This window comes from Leptonema illini DSM 21528 (assembly GCF_000243335.1).
Lineage (GTDB): Bacteria > Spirochaetota > Leptospiria > Leptospirales > Leptonemataceae > Leptonema > Leptonema illini.
Genome location: NZ_JH597773.1, coordinates 2,636,609 through 2,654,170, shown reverse-complemented (window position 1 = coordinate 2,654,170; position 17,562 = coordinate 2,636,609). Strand labels below are relative to the sequence as shown.

Annotated in this window: 14 protein-coding genes and 1 tRNA gene; 11 read left to right on the top strand and 4 right to left on the bottom strand. The window is 53.3% G+C overall.

The annotated features are described in order from the left end of the window. Positions 1-40 precede the first annotated feature (40 nt). From LEPIL_RS12225 to LEPIL_RS12210, 3 genes are all read left to right on the top strand, one after another. Positions 41-1,933 (top strand): AMP-dependent synthetase/ligase, encoded by a 1,893-nt coding sequence (locus tag LEPIL_RS12225; protein WP_002772825.1) that lies wholly within the window; start codon positions 41-43, stop codon positions 1,931-1,933. A 253-nt stretch (positions 1,934-2,186) separates the two neighbouring features. Further along, positions 2,187-4,004 (top strand): DNA repair helicase XPB, encoded by a 1,818-nt coding sequence (locus tag LEPIL_RS12215; RefSeq protein ID WP_078123342.1) that lies wholly within the window; start codon positions 2,187-2,189, stop codon positions 4,002-4,004. Next, a complete protein-coding gene (locus LEPIL_RS12210; protein WP_002772823.1) occupies positions 4,001-4,843 on the top strand; it encodes an SDR family oxidoreductase in 843 nt (280 codons plus the stop codon). Before LEPIL_RS12215 ends, LEPIL_RS12210 begins: the two co-directional genes overlap by 4 nt. Positions 4,844-4,898: 55 nt before the next feature. Here the strand turns inward: LEPIL_RS12210 and def (LEPIL_RS12205) are convergent, their stop codons facing one another. The 3 genes from def (LEPIL_RS12205) to LEPIL_RS12195 form a co-directional block, all read right to left on the bottom strand. Next, the gene (def, locus tag LEPIL_RS12205) at positions 4,899-5,453 is read right to left on the bottom strand and encodes a peptide deformylase (RefSeq protein ID WP_002772821.1); all 555 of its coding nucleotides are present in this window, start codon (positions 5,451-5,453) and stop codon (positions 4,899-4,901) included. Positions 5,454-5,457: 4 nt separating this feature from the next. After that, entirely contained in the window at positions 5,458-5,988 is a 531-nt protein-coding gene (gene def, locus LEPIL_RS12200) for a peptide deformylase (protein ID WP_002772820.1), read from the bottom strand. Positions 5,989-6,109: 121 nt separating this feature from the next. After that, a tRNA-Ala gene (locus LEPIL_RS12195) sits at positions 6,110-6,182 on the bottom strand. A gap of 148 nt (positions 6,183-6,330) precedes the next feature. On the opposite strand from LEPIL_RS12195, the gene LEPIL_RS12190 reads away from it, so the two are divergent. The 8 genes from LEPIL_RS12190 to LEPIL_RS12155 all read left to right on the top strand — a co-directional run bounded on the left by LEPIL_RS12190 (position 6,331) and on the right by LEPIL_RS12155 (position 15,398). Then, complete coding sequence (locus LEPIL_RS12190) at positions 6,331-7,689, top strand: tetratricopeptide repeat protein (protein ID WP_002772819.1); 1,359 nt, start codon at positions 6,331-6,333, stop codon at positions 7,687-7,689. Next, complete coding sequence (locus tag LEPIL_RS12185) at positions 7,686-10,424, top strand: SpoIIE family protein phosphatase (RefSeq protein WP_002772818.1); 2,739 nt, start codon at positions 7,686-7,688, stop codon at positions 10,422-10,424. The genes LEPIL_RS12190 and LEPIL_RS12185 overlap by 4 nt, the downstream gene beginning before the upstream one ends. A gap of 55 nt (positions 10,425-10,479) precedes the next feature. Further along, on the top strand, positions 10,480-10,812 hold the full coding sequence (locus tag LEPIL_RS12180) for an STAS domain-containing protein (RefSeq protein WP_002772817.1): 333 nt from the start codon (positions 10,480-10,482) through the stop codon (positions 10,810-10,812). A gap of 3 nt (positions 10,813-10,815) precedes the next feature. Then, entirely contained in the window at positions 10,816-13,308 is a 2,493-nt protein-coding gene (locus LEPIL_RS12175; RefSeq protein WP_002772816.1) for a glucosidase family protein, read from the top strand. 57 nt (positions 13,309-13,365) lie between these two features. After that, on the top strand, positions 13,366-13,713 hold the full coding sequence (locus LEPIL_RS12170; RefSeq protein ID WP_002772814.1) for a hypothetical protein: 348 nt from the start codon (positions 13,366-13,368) through the stop codon (positions 13,711-13,713). Between the two features lie 426 nt (positions 13,714-14,139). Continuing rightward, positions 14,140-14,502 (top strand): DUF4258 domain-containing protein, encoded by a 363-nt coding sequence (locus tag LEPIL_RS12165; protein ID WP_211208644.1) that lies wholly within the window; start codon positions 14,140-14,142, stop codon positions 14,500-14,502. Further along, positions 14,489-14,689: a hypothetical protein gene (locus LEPIL_RS12160; protein WP_002772811.1), complete on the top strand. Its 201-nt coding sequence runs from the start codon at positions 14,489-14,491 to the stop codon at positions 14,687-14,689. Before LEPIL_RS12165 ends, LEPIL_RS12160 begins: the two co-directional genes overlap by 14 nt. Continuing rightward, positions 14,679-15,398 (top strand): hypothetical protein, encoded by a 720-nt coding sequence (locus LEPIL_RS12155; protein ID WP_002772810.1) that lies wholly within the window; start codon positions 14,679-14,681, stop codon positions 15,396-15,398. The genes LEPIL_RS12160 and LEPIL_RS12155 overlap by 11 nt, the downstream gene beginning before the upstream one ends. A gap of 254 nt (positions 15,399-15,652) precedes the next feature. Here the strand turns inward: LEPIL_RS12155 and LEPIL_RS12150 are convergent, their stop codons facing one another. Beyond that, on the bottom strand, positions 15,653-17,551 hold the full coding sequence (locus LEPIL_RS12150; protein ID WP_040918735.1) for an AMP-dependent synthetase/ligase: 1,899 nt from the start codon (positions 17,549-17,551) through the stop codon (positions 15,653-15,655). Between the last annotated feature and the right edge of the window lie 11 nt (positions 17,552-17,562).

The following is a 17,562-nucleotide window of genomic DNA, read 5'->3' as shown; positions in this document are numbered from 1 at the left end:
ACCGGGTAAGAAGCCCGGGTAGAAACTCAAGGAGAGTTGTATGAAACCAGCGAATTTTTATCAGATGCTCGAACATGCGGCGAGCGTTAACTCTTCCGATCGCACATTTCTGAGACGAATGGGCGACGGCTCTATTTCGGGGCGCACCTATCCGGAGTGGAAAGAGTGGACCGACGCCCTTGTTGCCGGCCTCGCCGACGACGGACTCAAACGGGGCGATCGCGTGCTCTTTCTCTGCGATCCGTCGAGCTACTGGCTTTTCACGAACGTGGCGATTATTACGGCAGGCGCGATCACCGTTCCGCGCGCCACAGACGTCACCGAAGATGATATTCTTTACATCGCAAATCACGCCGAGTGTACGCGAGCCATCGTGCAGAATCGTAAAACGAAGGAGCGGCTTGAGAAGCTGAAAGACCGCATCCCCACGCTGAAAACGATTCACGTGATGCAGGATGAAGGCCATAACCTGCTAACAGGCGACGATAGCCTCGTCGCCCTTACAAAAAAAGGAGAGGCGGCGCTGAAGGCGAATGCGCAGCTTGTCGCCGACATGGCGAAGCGGCTTGATCCGGAAAGCCTGTGTATGATCATCTATACGTCGGGAACGACGGGCGCTCCTAAAGGGGCGATGCAAACGCAGCAGGGCTGGATCGCCTGTGTGGAAAACGTCATCCCGCGGCTCCAGGCTCGCAAAGGGGATCGGGCGATCAGCCTTCTGCCGCCGTGGCATGTGTTCGAGCAGGTCATCGAATACGCCTTTTTGTACCTGGGATTGCAGTTCATGATCACCGATATCTCTCTCTTAAAAGAAGATTTAAAGGAGTTCAAGCCGACGATCTTTCCGTCCGTTCCGCGCATCTGGGAGTCGGTGTATAACGGTATCATTGGCAAGGTGAAGAAGGAGTCGACTGCTAAACAGAAGGTGTTCAACTTCTTCCTTTCAGTCGGAGCAACCTGGCATCGCTGGCATGCCGTCGCCTTCGGCTACGATCTTCAAATCGAGAAGCCCAATGCGATCGCATCGCTTCTGCGTCGGCTGCTGGCATTCTTCGTGCTTCTTCTACTGTCGCCTCTGAAGCTTCTTTCGAAGGTTATCTTTAAAGGCATCCGCGAAGCGCTGGGCGGGCAGATGCGCGTCTCCCTGTCCGGGGGCAGCGCCCTTCCTGGCGTCGTCGATCGCTTTCTCTCAGCCGTCGGTCTTCGCGTACTCGAGGGATACGGTATGACCGAAACGTCGGCCGTGATCTCGGCCCGTCTTATCGAAGGGCCCGTTTCGGGAACGATCGGGAAGCCTCTCGACGGCTATGAGATTCGTCTGAAGAACGAGCAGGGCGTCGATGTGAAGCATATTCCCGGAGCAAAAGGCACGCTCTGGGTGAAAAGCGTTCAGGTGATGAAGGGTTATTATCGACGTCCGGAGCTTAACGATATCGTCTTTGATAAAGACGGCTTCTTTGATACGGGGGATTTGATGATGCTCACGCATCGCGGAGAGCTTGTATTTGCCGGCCGCGCCAAAGATACGATCGTGCTGGCAAGCGGCGAGAATCTCGAGCCGGTGCCTCTCGAAGATCGACTTTTGATCAGCGATTATATCGATCAGGTCATGGTCGTCGGCGATGATAAGAAGTATCCGGCGGCGCTCATCGTTCCGGCCTTCGATCGCTTGAAAGAGCATCTGCCCTCGCTTCCTGATTCCCGCGAGCGCTGGAATGAAAACCTTGCGGTGCGTGCGCTTTTTCAGAATGAGATCGGACGTCTTCTCACAAGAGAGGCCGGATTCAAAAGCTTCGAGATCGTTCCAAAAGATGCGTTCTATATCGTGCCCCGTCCGTTTGACCTGGAGACCGAGATGACGAAGACCCTGAAAATGAAGCGTCCGGTCATCAAGGATCACTTTCAAGCCGAGATCGATCGCATCTACAAATAGGATTCTCGATAGGATTCTGTATGAAAGAGATCGAGGACTTACTGATTCGGCGGTTTTAAAGAGACTCCGAGCAGAAAAACCCGAACATGCAGGCCGCTTTTTTTAAGCGGCCTTTTTGCCGTTCTCTTGTTTATATGATGGCCTGAACGGCTGCCCCGGCAGCCGGCGGTGCGGCTTTTTTTCAGACAGTGGTTTTTCGTTTGACCGCTGTCTCGTCGCATCGGGTACAGACACAGGGGAACCCATGCCAGACTTGAATAATCCGCTTATCGTACAATCCGACAAGACCATGTTTCTCGAAGTCGACAATGATCGCTTCGAAGACTGTCGGGCCGTCATCTCACGCTTTGCCGAGCTTGAAAAAAGCCCGGAATACATGCAGACCTATCGTATCTCTGCCCTCTCTCTATGGAATGCCGCCTCCAGCCGTATGACGGCCGATGACATCGTCGGCGCTCTGGAGGATTTTTCGAAGTACCCGGTGCCCAAGAACGTCTTGCACGAGATTCGTGAACAGATCTCGCGTTATGGCAAGGTGAAGCTTGTTCGTGAAGAAGACGGTGAGCTTTATATCACCTCCGAAGAAAAGGCCTTCCTGAATGAGATCGCCCATCATCGTTCGGTGCAGGAATATATCAAGGACGTACAGGTCGGCCGCATTCTTGTTAATAAGGATTATCGCGGTCATATCAAGCAGGCGCTGATTCGCATCGGCTATCCCGTTGAAGACCTTGCCGGTTATGATGAAGGGGCGGCCTACGGCTTCAATCTTCGCGGCACGACTCTTTCCGGTAAGAACTTCGTCATGCGCGACTATCAGCGCAAGGCCGTCGAGGTCTTTCATGCAGGCGGTAGCCGGCAGGGTGGATCGGGCGTCATCGTTCTTCCCTGCGGTGCGGGTAAGACGATCGTCGGCATCGGCGTGATGCAGCTGGTCGGCGCTCATACGCTGATTCTTGTGACGAACACGCTTTCTATTCGACAGTGGAAGAGCGAGATTCTTGATAAGACCGATATCTCAGAAGATGATATCGGCGAGTACTCGGGCGAGAAGAAAGAGCTCAAGCCGATCACCATCGCCACGTATAACATCATCACACATCGCAAGAAAAAGGGCGGCGCCTTCACCCATTACAACATCTTCGGCGAGGGCAACTGGGGCCTTGTCGTTTATGACGAAGTGCACCTCTTACCGGCGCCTGTCTTTCGTATGACGTCGGAGCTTCAGGCGAAGCGACGCCTCGGTCTGACGGCGACGCTTGTTCGCGAGGACGGACTGGAAGAAGACGTCTTTTCGCTGATCGGCCCTAAGAAATACGACGTCCCCTGGAAGGAACTCGAGAAGCGATCCTGGATCGCCAACGCGAAGTGTATCGAGATCCGCGTTGAGATGGATGAAGAGCTGCGCCTCAAATACTCGGTGTCTGACGACCGCGAGAAATACCGCCTCGCATCTGAGAACCCGGCGAAGCTCGATGCCATCGAAAAGATCATGGGCGTGCACGGCAGTAACAACATCCTGATTATCGGGCAGTATCTGCAGCAGCTCGACGTCATCTCGCAGCACTTCAATCTGCCGATGATTACCGGCAATACTCCGCTGATGGAGAGGGAGCGTCTTTATAAAGCGTTTCGCGAGGGACGCGAGCCCTGTCTCATCGTATCGCGTGTGGCGAACTTCTCGATCGACCTTCCCGATGCTCGCGTCGCCATTCAGGTGTCGGGCACCTTCGGATCGCGTCAGGAAGAGGCGCAGCGTCTGGGACGGGTTCTGCGTCCGAAAGGCGAAGATAACATGGCCTTCTTTTATACGGTCGTAACCCGCGATACGACCGAGGAGCGCTTCGCACATAACAGGCAGCTCTTTCTTGCCGAGCAGGGTTACGAGTATAACCTGCATACCTACGACGAATACTGCTCGATGCATCCCGAGACTCCGAATCCGGGGCCGCGCAAGCCCATCGTCGTCGACGAATCTGAAAAGGCCGAGAAGGCGAAAAAGACCGAGAAGGCGTCCAAAAAATCTTCACAGCGTAAAGAGAAAGAAGAAGAGAGCCTGGCCGGACGATGAAAGCTTCGCGCCGCACCGTGCTGATCACCGGAGCGACGGACGGCATCGGCCTGGCCGCGGCGCGAGAGCTCTGCCGGCGTAAGAGCCGCCTTCTTCTTCACGGTCGCAATCAGGAAAAGCTTGAAGAGGCGAGGAAGTCGCTTCAGGCCGAAAGTCCGGATTGCGACGTGGAGTTATACAGAGCCGATCTTTCGTCGATGGACGAAGTGCGATCGCTCGCTCGTCAGATCAAAGAGAAGCATGAGGCTCTTGACGTTTTGCTTGCGAACGCCGCAACCTTTGAGCGAGATTTTCATCTCACCGGCGACGGCTTCGAGCGAACGATTGCTGTGAATCACTATGCGCACTTTCTTCTGGTCATGCTTTTGCTTGATCTTCTTAAAGCGTCGTCAGGTGCGCGCATCGTCATCGTCAGTTCAGTAGCGCACAGTAACGGTCGGCTTGAATTGGAATCGCCCGAGGCATCAAGGCATGACGGCTTTCAGGCCTATGCAAATTCGAAGCTTTTCAACATCCTGTTTGCAAACGCCCTGGCTGAGAGGTTAGACGGAACGGGCGTTACCGTCAACAGCCTGCATCCGGGAGTGATCAATACGAAGATTCTGCGTGAGAATTTCGGTATGACGGGGGCGGCGGTGGAGTCGGGCGCCGATACGCCGGTCTTTCTCTGCGTTTCACCCTCGTTGAAAGATGTTACGGGCCAGTACTTCGTAAAGCGACGGATCTCTGAGGTATCTCATCTCGCGCGTGATAAGACGGCCAGAGAGAAGCTCTGGCATCATAGCATCCTGTCGCTCGAACGCTGGTTAAAAGGGCCCGAAGACGAAGAGATTGCCTGATAGAGCGCCGTCATTGTTCTCGATGTTATTGTCTTGAAGCGCGCTTTCTCGCACTCTATCGTCCCGCGACGATCGCCTTCAAGGCCTTTGCATCAAGGTCTTCATCGAAGCCAAAGAGCCGCGGATCGGCAAGACGATCGACATAAAGCACTCCGTCAAGATGATCGCATTCATGCTGGTAGACGACGGCATCATACCCCTCGACAAGCTCTTCGTGCTTCCTGGCCGTCTCATCGAGAAAGGTCAGTCTGATGCGACGTTTGCGTTCTACATAGCCGGCCATGCCCGGAACGGAAAGGCATCCCTCCCATGAGCCAAGCTTTGAACCTTCGAGGATTTCGATCTGCGGATTAAAGAGAACTCGATCGATAAAGCTTTCCTGACGATCCCGTCCCGAACCCTCTTCGCGAAAGAGTCTTACGATAACCAGGCGTTTGAGCACGCCGATCTGCGGCGCAGCGAGGCCCTGGCCATGCGCCTTTTCCATCGTATCAAACATATCGGCGATGAGCGCCGCCGTTTCAGGGGAGCGGATTTCTTCTTCGGTGAATTCCTGCGAGCGTTTGCGCAGAAGCGGATTGCCCGCTCTCAGTATCGAACGTACGGCCATGATGTTACCCTCCGGAGGCTTCTTTCAGTTCAGGCTCGAAGCCGAACATCGTCGGGTCTTTCAGCCGATCAACATAGAGCATGCCGTCGAGGTGATCGCATTCATGCTGATACACGACGGCGTCAAAGCCTTCGATGATCTCTTCATGCCTGTTCTCGTCGGTATCGTAAAAGGATAGCTTGATTTTGCGCGGACGCTCGACGAAGCCTCGCATTCCTGGAATCGAAAGGCATCCTTCCCAGAAGCCCTCGCCGGGCCCATCAAGCGCCTCGATTTCAGGATTGATGAGTACGCGTTCTTCTATGCCTTTTTGATCGGGATAGCGCTCGCTTTTTTCGAATCCGACGATGACGACGCGCTTGAGAACGCCGATCTGCGGAGCGGCAAGCCCGATGCCGCCGGCATCTTTCATCGTATCTCGCAGATCGCGAATCAGATTCTTAATCTCTTTAGAGCGCAGCTCGGTCAGCGGCACGTCGACGGAGCGACGGCGCAGAAGGGGGTCGCCAAGTTTGAGAATTCTACGAACGGACATGATCCGAAAAGGAAATCACTGCAACGAGAATCGACCGCTCTTTCTCCGGTCGGTTGAATCTCTTATCGTACAGAGATGATTGTGAGTTTGAGGATAATCCGAAAATCCCTTGAAAAACCTATGGAGACGAGGGGGATCGAACCCCTGACCTTTAGAATGCCATTCTAACGCTCTCCCAACTGAGCTACGCCCCCGATCGGATTGCGGCCAGCATTCCGATCGCCATGCCTCAGGCAACCTTTTTTCGCATCAGGCATCCGCTCCATAATCACGCGTTTTATGGGATGCTGTCGTTGCGATAAAACTTCTTGCTTTCCGATAATAACTGGAAAGGTTGTGGTCGTGGATCCTCTCGTCTTAGTCATCGTCGGCGTCTTCTTGCTGATCGCCCTGTTCCTCGGCGGCTATATTCTGCTCGGGCATCTGAATCAGGGGAAGATCGAAGATATAGAGGAGCTGATCGGTCGCGGTCGTTTTCGTGATGCCATGTCTCGGCTTGAGGCCATCCTCGAAAAGGATGAAAGAAATCCGAAGGTCAATTTTCTGCTCGGAACCGTGCATGAGAAGATGGGCGGCTATCAGACGGCGATCTTGCAGTACCGTCGCATCTTGAAGTTCGGGCGATGGCGCGACGATGTAACCGAGCTACAGGTAAGAAACCACCTGGCCGAATGCCTGCGTCATGCCGGGAATCACACCGAGGCGAAGAACGAATATCTGATCCTGACCAAACTTGATCCGCAAAACTATGCGCACTTTTACGAAGCGGCCCGGCTTTTTCAGAAGGGAAAGGTCTTTCCCAATGCGCTGAAATTTTACAAACAGGCCGTCGCCTTGAACTCGCGTCATTTCGGATCGTGGTCGGGCCTCGGCCGCACTTATTTCGGGATGAACGCCTACTCGGACGCGAGAGAGGCTCTTTCAAAGGCAGCCGAGCTTGATCCGGGCGACCGCGAGAACCTCTATTATCTGGGGCAGGCCCATCGCTTTCTCGGCGAGCATGTAAAGGCCCTTGAGAATTTCGAGAAGTCCGAGCGAGACGAGTCGCTGCGTACCCGCTCCATCCTGGCAAGAGGCCTTGTGTTTATCGATCAGGGTTCTTATGCGCAGGCAATGACCGAGCTGGAACGCGGGCTGGCCTGGGCCGAAGCCGGTTCAGACATCTGGATGCAGTTTCATTATCTCATCGCCGCCTCGGCCGAGCGCTTGAAAGACGTGGGAACGGCGATCGAGCACTGGGAGGTGATCCAGCGTCACGATGCGAAGTATCGCGATGTGGCCTCCAAGCTCAGGCAATATGCTGAATTCCGCACGAATGATCAGATCAAAGAGCTTCTCATCGCCAACCGCATGCAGTTTGAGACGATCGCCCGTTCTATCGCCGAGAACATGGGGCTGCGTATCAACGGCTCGAAATTGCATAGCGACGTCGCAATAACCCTCATCTGTTCCGACAATCAGAGCTCGCAGAAGATGCGCGTCCAGAATACGGTCGTTCGCATTTATCGCGAGATGAGTTCGGTGAACGAGAATCAGATTCGGGAGTTTCATGATCTCATGAAGTCCGAGAACGCTGCAAAAGGTGTTTTCATGACCGTCGGCGAGTTCGCTCCGTCGGCGGTGGAGTATGCGGCGAATCGTCCCATCGATCTGATGGACGGAGCGGCGATGGTCCCCATAATCCAGGGAGCGCTTCATTGAATACCGTCCTCGTTAAATCAGAAGGTCGCTCGGTTATCTTTCAATGGACTTCAAACGTCGATCGGCTTGTGCATGTCGTTCTCGAAGAAGCGGCTCGCATCGGCGGCGCCGAAATCGGCGTTCTCTATCGCTATAACCGAGAAGGAAAGTTAGTCGGATCATCGTTACCCGGATTGGCGAAATCCGAAAGCGATTCGGGCGACAGAAAAGAGCCTGATCGTCATCGTATTGCCCGGCATACTTTGAAGACCCGATCGAGCTCCGTCTATCGGGCAGGCGCTGAGTTGCGCGGCCGTCCGATAGGTCGGGCATCGGCCGCCATCTTGCTTACGATTCCTGAAGGCGACGTCGGCGTGATCGTTTTACAGAAGGCGGAGGGCGTCGATCATTTCTATGATAACGAGTATTATCTGACTCGTTCTCTCGCCGCTTCTTTCGCGCTGATCCTCAGAGGGGCGCTGTTCTTGAGCGATGGTGTTTACCTGAAAGTGGAGAACAGCCTGATGATGCTGCTTGAGAACACGCATCTCAATCAGCGCGCTCGTGAATCGGACGGCCGTTTACGGGCCGTTCTCGAGGTCTCAAACGTCATCAACTCATCGCGTCAGCTTGACGAAATGATCGAAGCGGTGCTTTACAGCGCCGTACATGTGATCCGGGCCGAAAGCGCCTCGCTCTTTTTAATTGATGAGACGACGGGCGAGATGGTCTTCGACGTCATCACCGGCAATCAGACCTTGAAAGGAATTCGTATTCCTCAAGGGGAGGGCATCGTCGGATTATGCGCTCGCGAAAAGAAGCCCATCATCGTCAATGATGCCGTAAACGACGGCAGGGTCTATCGTTCCGTGGACGAAGTTTCGCGAATGACGACGCGCAATCTGCTTGCCTGTCCTCTTTTAATCGAGGATGAATGCATCGGCGTCATCGAAGTCGTGAATACGCTGGGCCGACCTGATTTTTCGCCCGGCGATCTCGAGATATTCTCGAGCTTTTCGGACTCCGTCGCCATTGCTCTACAGCGTCGCCGCCTGATTGATAACATCGAAAGCACCAATCGCGAACTGGAGCGGCGACTGCGTGAGAATAAGTGTCTGCATCGTGTGACGGCGACGATGGTGGAGGCGCGTACTGTCGAAGAGCTGTTTAACGGCGTGCTTTCCGTATTGACCGACGAGCTTGGCGTTCGTCGCGCCTCGATCATGCTATACGACGCAAAAAGCGATCAGCTTAGCATCCGCTCAAGCGTCGGATTACCCATATTCGAAGACGATGATGTCGCTCCCCGCGTCGCCCGGCATGTGCTTGAAAAGCGTGTACCTTTTTATGTGAGCGATATCTCGGAACATCCCGATCTTGCGCCTTATTCCGACAACAGTCGCTATAACTCCGGCGCCTGTATTTTGATCCCCATGATTGAAGGGCAGGACGACGCTCCGGTCGGCCTGCTTTCCGTTTCTGATCCGGCGCAGGGCAGCTTTCACCCCGACGACTTTCGCATCATCGTTACCGCCGTTTCGCAAATCGTCAAAGGCTACGTCAGTTTCAAGTTATCCGAAGAGATCATCGATAAGCGGGCGATGGAGAAGGAGCTTGAGATTACGTCGCGACTGCAGCGCGATATTCTGCCGTCGACGATGCCCCGACACGACTCTCTTGAGGTGGCGGCCAGTTCGATTATGGCGCGAACGATGGGCGGCGATTTTTACGATTTCTTTATGGAGCATCCGGGAGGGCGTCTGACCGCTCTCGTCGCCGACGTTTCGGGAAAATCCCTGCCGGCCGCTCTGTTTATGGCCGTTTCAAGTTCTATTCTGCGAACGATGATTCGCACCGAAAGTGATCCGGCCGTCATGCTGCGCCGCTCTAATGATCTATTGTATGAAGAGTCCGAATCAGGAATGTTTGTGACGGTTTTCCTGAGCCAGTTTGATCCGGAGCGACGCCTGTTGCGCTTCGCCTCGGCGGGGCATAATGAGATGATCCTCATGCATCGCGATGGAACCTACGAGATTCTGCGCAGTCGCGGCGCTCCGCTCGGCGTGATTCCGTCCACCGATAGCTCTTATGAAAGCAAAGAGCTGTCGTTAGAAGAGGATGATCTGCTCGTCCTTTACACCGACGGCGTTGTAGAGGCCGTAAATTCGAGAAATGAAGAATTTGGTCTTGACAGATTCATCGAGATTCTGCGTGAATTGAGAGAGCGTCCACTTTCGGAGATCACAGGCAGAGTGTATCAGGAAATTCAAAATTTTGCAGGGGGAGTACCGCAGTACGACGATTTCACTCTTCTTGCAACGCGCTACAGAAGTCCGGCCGACGAGACGCGGCTGATGTTCCCGGCCAGACTCGAGAGCATTCCGCTTTTTGTTGAAGAGGTCGCCACTCATCTTAAAAAGAGCGGTATTTCCGGGCAGGATCTTGATGATATGCTGCTTGTCGCCGATGAGGTTTCGACGAACATCGTCTCGTATTCGTTCGCCGATCTGCCCGTTGACGATCCCCGTTTTCACTGTGTGCTGCGTGCCCATACGACCGGCGTTTCCATGCTTTTCATCGACGGAGGAAGCCAGTATGACTTTGACAGCATGCGCAAACCTGACCTTGAAGAGAATTTGAGCGGCACGAGAAAAGGCGGTTTTGGCATTTTCCTGATTCGCACTCTCATGGACCGTTGTGATTACGCACATCGGGACGGAATGAACTATTTATACTTAGAGAAAAAAATCGGTTGATATCTGGGAGGGAATCTGAATTCCTTTCCTGTTTACGTCATACTGGAGTATGAGCATGAGTCTGGAAACAAGAGAAGCGAACGAGAATATGGTGGCCTACCTGAAGGGCCGCATCGACGTACATATGGCGTCCGAAATTGAGGCGTCGCTTCAGAAAATCATCCGGGAGAATCCCGGGCATAACGTCATCCTGAACCTGAAAGATGTCGAGTATATGTCATCTTCGGGCCTGCGCGTTTTCGTTTCGCTGATGCGCATGCTGCGAGAGAACAACAGAGCTCTGAAGCTGACCAATCTTTCCGTCGCTGTGAAGAAGGTTTTTGAGGTCGTAGAACTCATGGATATGTTTGAGATCTACGATTCCGAAGAAGCTGCACTCAAATCCTGATTCATGAAGTCGGCCATTCGCAGGCACCTGGCGGGGCTCGTCCAGCGCTTCCTCGGGATTCATCCCGATGTGATCCGGCTGATCGGCGGCGGGTTCCGGCTGACAAACCCTTCGAACGCCAACTTCCCGTCCGAGAATCTTCCCCTGGCATCAAGGGTGATCGCCTCGGGCATGTGGAATTATTGCTTTTTCCAGTTTTACCGCAATTTTGCGGGGCCTTACTGGGTAGAACGGCAATACAATCCGCGCGACGATTCCTTCATTCCGCGAGCGGGCTCGATGATGAGTCTGAATCTCACGCATCGTACCTGGTGCGGATTTCGAGGCCCGAACTCTTCTTCCTTTGGCATGGTTGACCCTGCCGGCTCTCTTTCTCCCGTCATCGGCTTCTATTCAATTGAAATAGGCCTTGAGAGAAACGGTCAGCTGTATCTGCCGACGCGACGCGAGCTACGCACCTCCCAATTCCTTGTCGATGATCTACCGTTGCCCGTTACCTGCTATGAAAGGGCTGATGCTCGCATCGAATGGAAGGTTACGGGCGATCCGACCGATAGCGGTTCGGTACTGTCGCTGATCGATGTTCAGGTCGCCGAAGAGGGTTGGTCTCTTGTGATCAGCGTTCGCCCTTTTAATCCTGAAGGCGCGGCTCTGCTGGATCATATCGAACACCGCTCCACCCCGGAATTCGACAGCCTTTTTGTGAACGATCGCGAAGAGATACGTTTTCTTGAGCGACCCGACGATGTACATGTCTCGAATCTGGAAACGGGCGACGCTTATTTTGTAAGAACAAGTCGCACCGAGGCAAGCTGTCCTTATGGTCTTGCTACCGCTCTTCTGCGCTACCGGTTGCAGGCCGGACATCGGCGTCTGGCCTTTCATGCTCGCACCTATGAGCAGATCGTTCCGGCGCAGGTTGATCCCTTCGACGACATGACGTCAGTCGAAGGCACACGAAAGACCGAGGTGCGCGATTTCGGAAAGCCCCGCCGCAAGATCCGTGCAAGCTTCGTTCTGAGAAAGGAGCTGCCTATCACCGATCGCTATCGTGTCGTCGACGACGTTGCCGGCGACTTCGATCGATCAAAGCAGCTCTGGCAGGAGAAGGTGGATAACGCCTCGCACTTTCAGTCCGCCCGTGAAACCTGGAATAGAGCGGCGAAGATCCATACGGGCTTTGTGCTCAGCCTTCAAACTGAAAAGAAGGTTACTCCGGGCGTTTTTACCTACCGTCAATTCTGGTTTCGCGATGCCGCCTACATGCTCTCGGCATTATCGGGCTGGAATCTTCTGAAAGAAGCGCGCACCGTGCTTGAAACGTATCCGGCGCGGCAGTTCAAGGACGGATTTTTTAAATCGCACGAAGGCGAGTGGGATTCTAACGGACAGGCGATCTGGACGATCACCGATTATTATCGCAAGAGCGGCGATAGAGAGCTGCTTGAAGACGTCTTTTCTTCGCTGGTTCACGGCGCCGGCTGGATCGTGCGTCATCGTAAGAAGGGTTATGCACGCAAACTGATGCCGCCCGGTTTCAGCGCCGAGCATCTCGGGCCCGCCGATCACTATCACTGGGATAACCTCTGGAGTATCGCCGGTCTTCGCGAGACTGCCTTTGCCGCCCGCGTTCTCGGTGGCGCAAAGGAGAAGTTTATCCGCCCGATGGAGGTGGAAGAGCGTCGTTACAGCGAAGACTTCCTTCTGCTGACGGCCGGCGAGCGCCAGCGTTACGGGCTTTTGACGGCCGCCCCCAATCGCGGTATCGACCCCGGCATAATCGGAAGCATCGTGCATCTGTATCCTCTTGAGCTCGATCTTCTGCCGCCCGATGAGGTGCGCAATACGGTGCGAACGCTGTACCGACGGTATTTTCAGAACGATCTTTTTTTTCATCCGATCATACACTCTGGTTTCAATATCTATCTCAGCCTTCAGGTGGCGCAATCCTTCCTGCGTCTCGGACAGCTGAAGACGGCGCGCCGTATCTTCAGACGGGTGCTTCAGATGCGCACCGATCTGTGGACGTATCCCGAGGCCATTCATCCGCGCACGGGAGGCGGCGTGATGGGCGACGGCTTTCATGGCTGGGCCTCGGCCGAGATGCTTCTGCTTTTACGTGAATTCGTCGTCGGCGAAAGAAAGACGCGCACCGGATCGGTGATCGAGCTTTTCAGAGGCATGAGAGGCCGTGAGCTTTTCGATGCGCCGCTGCTATTCGGTCCCTTTCCCATTCGAGGCGGCCAAATCGTTATCCAGGGGGAGCTCACTAAGAAAGGAGGTCGCCTTTCCGTCGATCTCGAAGCGGTTTCACTCGATGGAGAAGATGCACTGGTTATACATCTCCCTTATGAAAAAGAAAAATCAAGCGAGAAGGGACGTCCGCTTGATGTTTCGCGCATCCGTGTGAAGGGTGGAAGCTTTGAGCTGAACGAATCCGCTCTCACCATTCATCAGCCCGCCGCTCATATCGAGATTGAGATCCTGAAGCCGTAACGCTGTTTTGGGGTGCCGGCTCAAAGCCTAACGATCATGGAGGCATGGTCTTTGATAATGAACGTTTTCAAAGCTAAGGAGCAGGGCACGTTGATGAATATAAAAAGAACCATTGAGAAAGTAATTGTACCAACAATTGTTTTCTTTGTCTTGTTTGGTTGCGAAGCTAAGCAGACCGAGGAAGCCTCTTTTGCAGATGTAGATGCCATTTCTGGTGTTTGGTACAATGAGGATACATTAAAGAACATTCAGGATGATCGTATAATCGACTCTGAGAATGGCAAGAAAATGGCCGAAAGTTTCTTTGATTCTGGCGCAATTCGTATAAGTAAACAAAAGAACGGAAAGATTGTTTATGAATCTGTTATTGCTTATCTGGGAGGATATTTTTTTTCCCGAATATAACTCCACGTGTTAATGGCGATGAAATAAATCTTGAATATATTTCACCAAGCAATGGAGAAAAATTAATCGTATTCGTCCTGCAGCTTGCAAGCAAAGATAAACTCTGTATTAAAAGATATCTAAAAACAGGATATCAAGCTTGCTTCAAGAAAGTCGGAAACGATCCATTGCCGGGAATGTGTATGGCACAAAGGATCAAGCCAGACCAAATGATCCGGCGGCATATCAGTAAATTTTATTTGATATAAGCAAAGCCCCGTGGCGCAATAACGATCAATTTCCCGAAGTTGTGGTATCCATTAATTCATCTCATGCGGCCTTCTCCAGCGGAAAGGATCTGTGATGGAGCCCTCGGACTCTCGGAAAGGCGATTATCGGTGGATCAGGTGGCAAATACCGGAATACATTCTTGAAACGACGCTGGAAATGATTGCACAGCCGGAGCTATTCGGGCCTGCAGACACTCAGCGGCTATTTGAGAATGAGGGAAAGGAGACTATGAATATCCGGCTTTATAGAGATCCAGAAACGGGGCTTCCGCATATATACGGGCACAATGTCAATGAAGACGAGGTTCGTGATGTCCTTTCCAGTGCAATAGAGGATAGAGCCGGTCATGATGGCTCACGTGTTGCTCTCGGGAAAACCAGTGGCGGGCGTTTTTTGCGGATAATTTACGTTCCCGACCCGGAGCCGGATTCTTTATTTGTGATTACGGCTTATGATCTGGGCGGAAAAGCCTTGCAAGCTCTGCGCCGGAGGTTGAGAAAGAAACATGGCAGACGTTGAAAACAGATTCCCTCCCGGTTGGGACGAGAAGAAGATCAAAGGCATTCTGGCTCATTATGAGAACCAGACAGAAGAGGAAGCCGTAAAAGAAGATGATGCGGCTTTTGACAGCGAAGAAACGACGATGGAGATTCCGAAGAAGTTTCTTCCGGCAGTCCGTCGGCTCCTTGCAAAGGATGTCTCGTAAGCCCCGCCGCTGCGCCCTGCGTCCGGTGCTGGAGGTATCCAGGAAATCCGAGTTGCGCGAGCAGAAACGAGGGAAGAAAAAGCCCGGCCGGGCCACGGGCCGTCCGATGAATGATCAGCGCCTGGGGATTATGAGGCAGAGAACGTTGTCTGATAAGGGGCGGAAAAATCCGGTTCGATTCAAAATGGCCAGGACACAAATATATATTCTGGGGATTGCACTTGCCGTAGCTGCTTGCAGTAAGCCCGAAAAGACGGAAAAGCTCAGTGATATGAATCGAGATCCGTATGTTCATGTTGAACAAGAAGACAAGCCGACTTCAGTCCAATTGCAGCTGCCGGATGCTTTGATCGATAGCTGGCGTTCAATAGAAGAACCAACTATCACATTGATTGTTAAGAAAACTCCGAACCAGCATTATGAGTTCCAGTTTACGGAAGTATCAACGTGGATCTATAGAGATGCCGTGATAGAATGCCATACCGGCGATTGTCTGGTTTATTCTGGAGGAAGACAACTGATCAGGCTATCGGTCCATAGCTCGTATGATACACTGCAGATCGTCAATTCATCATTCGCTACAATTCCAGATAGAGAAGAGTTGGAAAGAATGAATCAAAGTGGTTTCAACGATTATTTGGTTATCCCTGATGGTTTGTATTTTCAACGGAGTGGAACCTTTCCGCCTACAGAGCTGATACAGAAATGAATTCTGTCTTTTGTTTTGTCGGGCAGAGGCCTTTCGTTTCACGACTAATGCACCCCAAAAAAGCACCCGGTCCGTTCGGGAGAAGGGCTTTGCGCACCGTTGTGCTCTTAAATTCTTCGTTATACCTTGCCATGTTGAACCTCATTTTCAGGCGTCAACTTTGCTGGCAGAGAGGGCTCAATACCCCGCTAAACAGAAGCAATAAAAAAGCCCCGTGTTACCGGGGCTTTTCTTGTGTTTGATCGATCGAACGCTTATTCGCGATACATCGATTCGATCAGGTCGCGATACTTCTCGGTAACGACGTGACGCTTGATCTTGAAAAGGTTCGTCAGTTCGTCGCCGACCTCGAAGGGCTTGGGCAGAATGCGCACATCGACGATCTTCTCGAAGGATTTGAAACCCGCCTCGTTTGAGATGAGTTTTTTCACTTCGTCGCGGATCAGACGCTGCACTTCGGCGTTTTTTGCAAGATCTTCGGTCGATGCTCCGTAGTCTTTCAGATGATCGACCGACGGAACGACGATTGCCGAAAGATACTTCTTATCCTGACCGACGACCATGCATTGAGCGATGAACGGCGATTCAAGCAGACGGTTCTCGATCGGTACGGGCTCGACGTTTTCGCCGCCCAGAAGAACGACGGTCTCTTTCGAGCGGCCGACGATTTTCAGGCAGTTGTTGAACGTGATCATACCGAGGTCGCCCGTATTCATCCAGCCGTCTTTGAGAACCTTGTTTGTGGCCTCGGGGTTCTTGTAATAACCCTTCATCACCTGCGGTCCTCTAACGTGGATCTCGCCCTTCACGCCGCGACGCTGCGGGCTACCGGCTTCGGTAGAATAGAGCACCTGACCGTTTGCGATATCGATCAGACGCAGCTCCGTATTCGGCCAGATCGGACCGACGGTGCCCGGCACAAGGCGCTTGTAGGTGCGCACAGCGAGAACGGGCGACGTCTCCGTCATACCGTAGCCTTCGAGAACGGGGATGCCGATGTTATTGAAGAACTCATCCACGTGGATGGGCAGAGCTCCACCGCCCGAAACCGAGCCACGCAGCACACCACCGGTCGCGGCGCGGATCTTCTTGAGAACGATCAGGTCGAGCAGCAGGTTCGGGATCAGGAACGAGAAGAGTCTCAGGATGTTCCAGAGTCCAAGCAGCAGCGAGAGGCCCGGATTTCTACCGTGCGTATCAAGCTGACGTGAACTCAGGAAGCGAACGGCGCCTTTGAAATTGCGAGAGCAATAGTAGGCGGCGTTGAAAAGCGCCCTGCGAACGGCCGGACCGCCCTCGACTTTGGCCAGGATGCCCTGATAGATGTTCTCCCAGAGGCGGGGGGCCGAAGCCATAAACGTCGGACGCACGATAGCGAGGTCTTCCCGAATATTGCGGATGTTCGTGTAATATGTACAAACACCGCGGGAGATGGCCAGCATCTCGAAAACTCGCTCGAAGACGTGCCATACGGGCAGGATCGAAACGATACGATCGCTCGGAGTCAGGTTGATATCGGAGGGCATATTGAGCACCTGCGAGACCATATTGGCATGCGTTAGCATTACGCCTTTCGGAGCGCCGGTCGTGCCCGACGTATAGATGAGCGTGAAAAGATCGTCTTCTTTGACCTGAGCGATTCGCTCCTCCGCACGTCGATCTCCCTGTTCGCGCAACTTTTTCCCTTTCTCTATCAGATCGTACATCGAAAGCACGCCGCCCGAAACGGGCGTTTCCCGATCCATCATGATGATGGTTTTCAGATTCGGAAGCTGGCTCTGGTTTTTTTTAATCTTCTCGAGAACTGCCTTGTTCTCAACGAAGCAAACCTTTGCGTCGGAGTGCGGCAGGATGTAGGTAATGTCGGCGTCGGTAACGTCCGTTCCGCGGGGAACGTCGGCCGCGCCGGTAAGCAGAACGCCGTAGTCGGCAATGATCCACTCGAGGCGGTTATCTGCAAGAAGCCCGATGTGATCACGCGCCTGAACTCCAAGATCGATCAGCGCGGTGGCAAGGTTGATCCCCCTTTCATAGACCTCACCGAATGAAACCGGATGATATACTTTATTCTTATCGCGGGTGGCAAACGCCGGACGATCGCCGAATTTCTCGGCAGCTTCGCGGTACATTTCAGCCAGGTTTTTCGCTTTCATATTGACAGTCA

Excerpts from the sequence above, each read along its gene's own strand:
- LEPIL_RS12225 (WP_002772825.1), top strand. The coding sequence starts at position 41 with ATGAAACCAGCGAATTTTTATCAGATGCTCGAACATGCGGCGAGCGTT.
- LEPIL_RS12210 (WP_002772823.1), top strand. The coding sequence starts at position 4,001 with ATGAAAGCTTCGCGCCGCACCGTGCTGATCACCGGAGCGACGGACGGC.
- def (WP_002772821.1), bottom strand. The coding sequence starts at position 5,453 with ATGGCCGTACGTTCGATACTGAGAGCGGGCAATCCGCTTCTGCGCAAA.
- def (WP_002772820.1), bottom strand. The coding sequence starts at position 5,988 with ATGTCCGTTCGTAGAATTCTCAAACTTGGCGACCCCCTTCTGCGCCGT.
- LEPIL_RS12180 (WP_002772817.1), top strand. The coding sequence starts at position 10,480 with ATGAGTCTGGAAACAAGAGAAGCGAACGAGAATATGGTGGCCTACCTG.
- LEPIL_RS12175 (WP_002772816.1), top strand. The coding sequence starts at position 10,816 with ATGAAGTCGGCCATTCGCAGGCACCTGGCGGGGCTCGTCCAGCGCTTC.
- LEPIL_RS12170 (WP_002772814.1), top strand. The coding sequence starts at position 13,366 with ATGAACGTTTTCAAAGCTAAGGAGCAGGGCACGTTGATGAATATAAAA.
- LEPIL_RS12165 (WP_211208644.1), top strand. The coding sequence starts at position 14,140 with ATGATTGCACAGCCGGAGCTATTCGGGCCTGCAGACACTCAGCGGCTA.
- LEPIL_RS12160 (WP_002772811.1), top strand. The coding sequence starts at position 14,489 with ATGGCAGACGTTGAAAACAGATTCCCTCCCGGTTGGGACGAGAAGAAG.
- LEPIL_RS12155 (WP_002772810.1), top strand. The coding sequence starts at position 14,679 with ATGTCTCGTAAGCCCCGCCGCTGCGCCCTGCGTCCGGTGCTGGAGGTA.
- LEPIL_RS12150 (WP_040918735.1), bottom strand. The coding sequence starts at position 17,551 with ATGAAAGCGAAAAACCTGGCTGAAATGTACCGCGAAGCTGCCGAGAAA.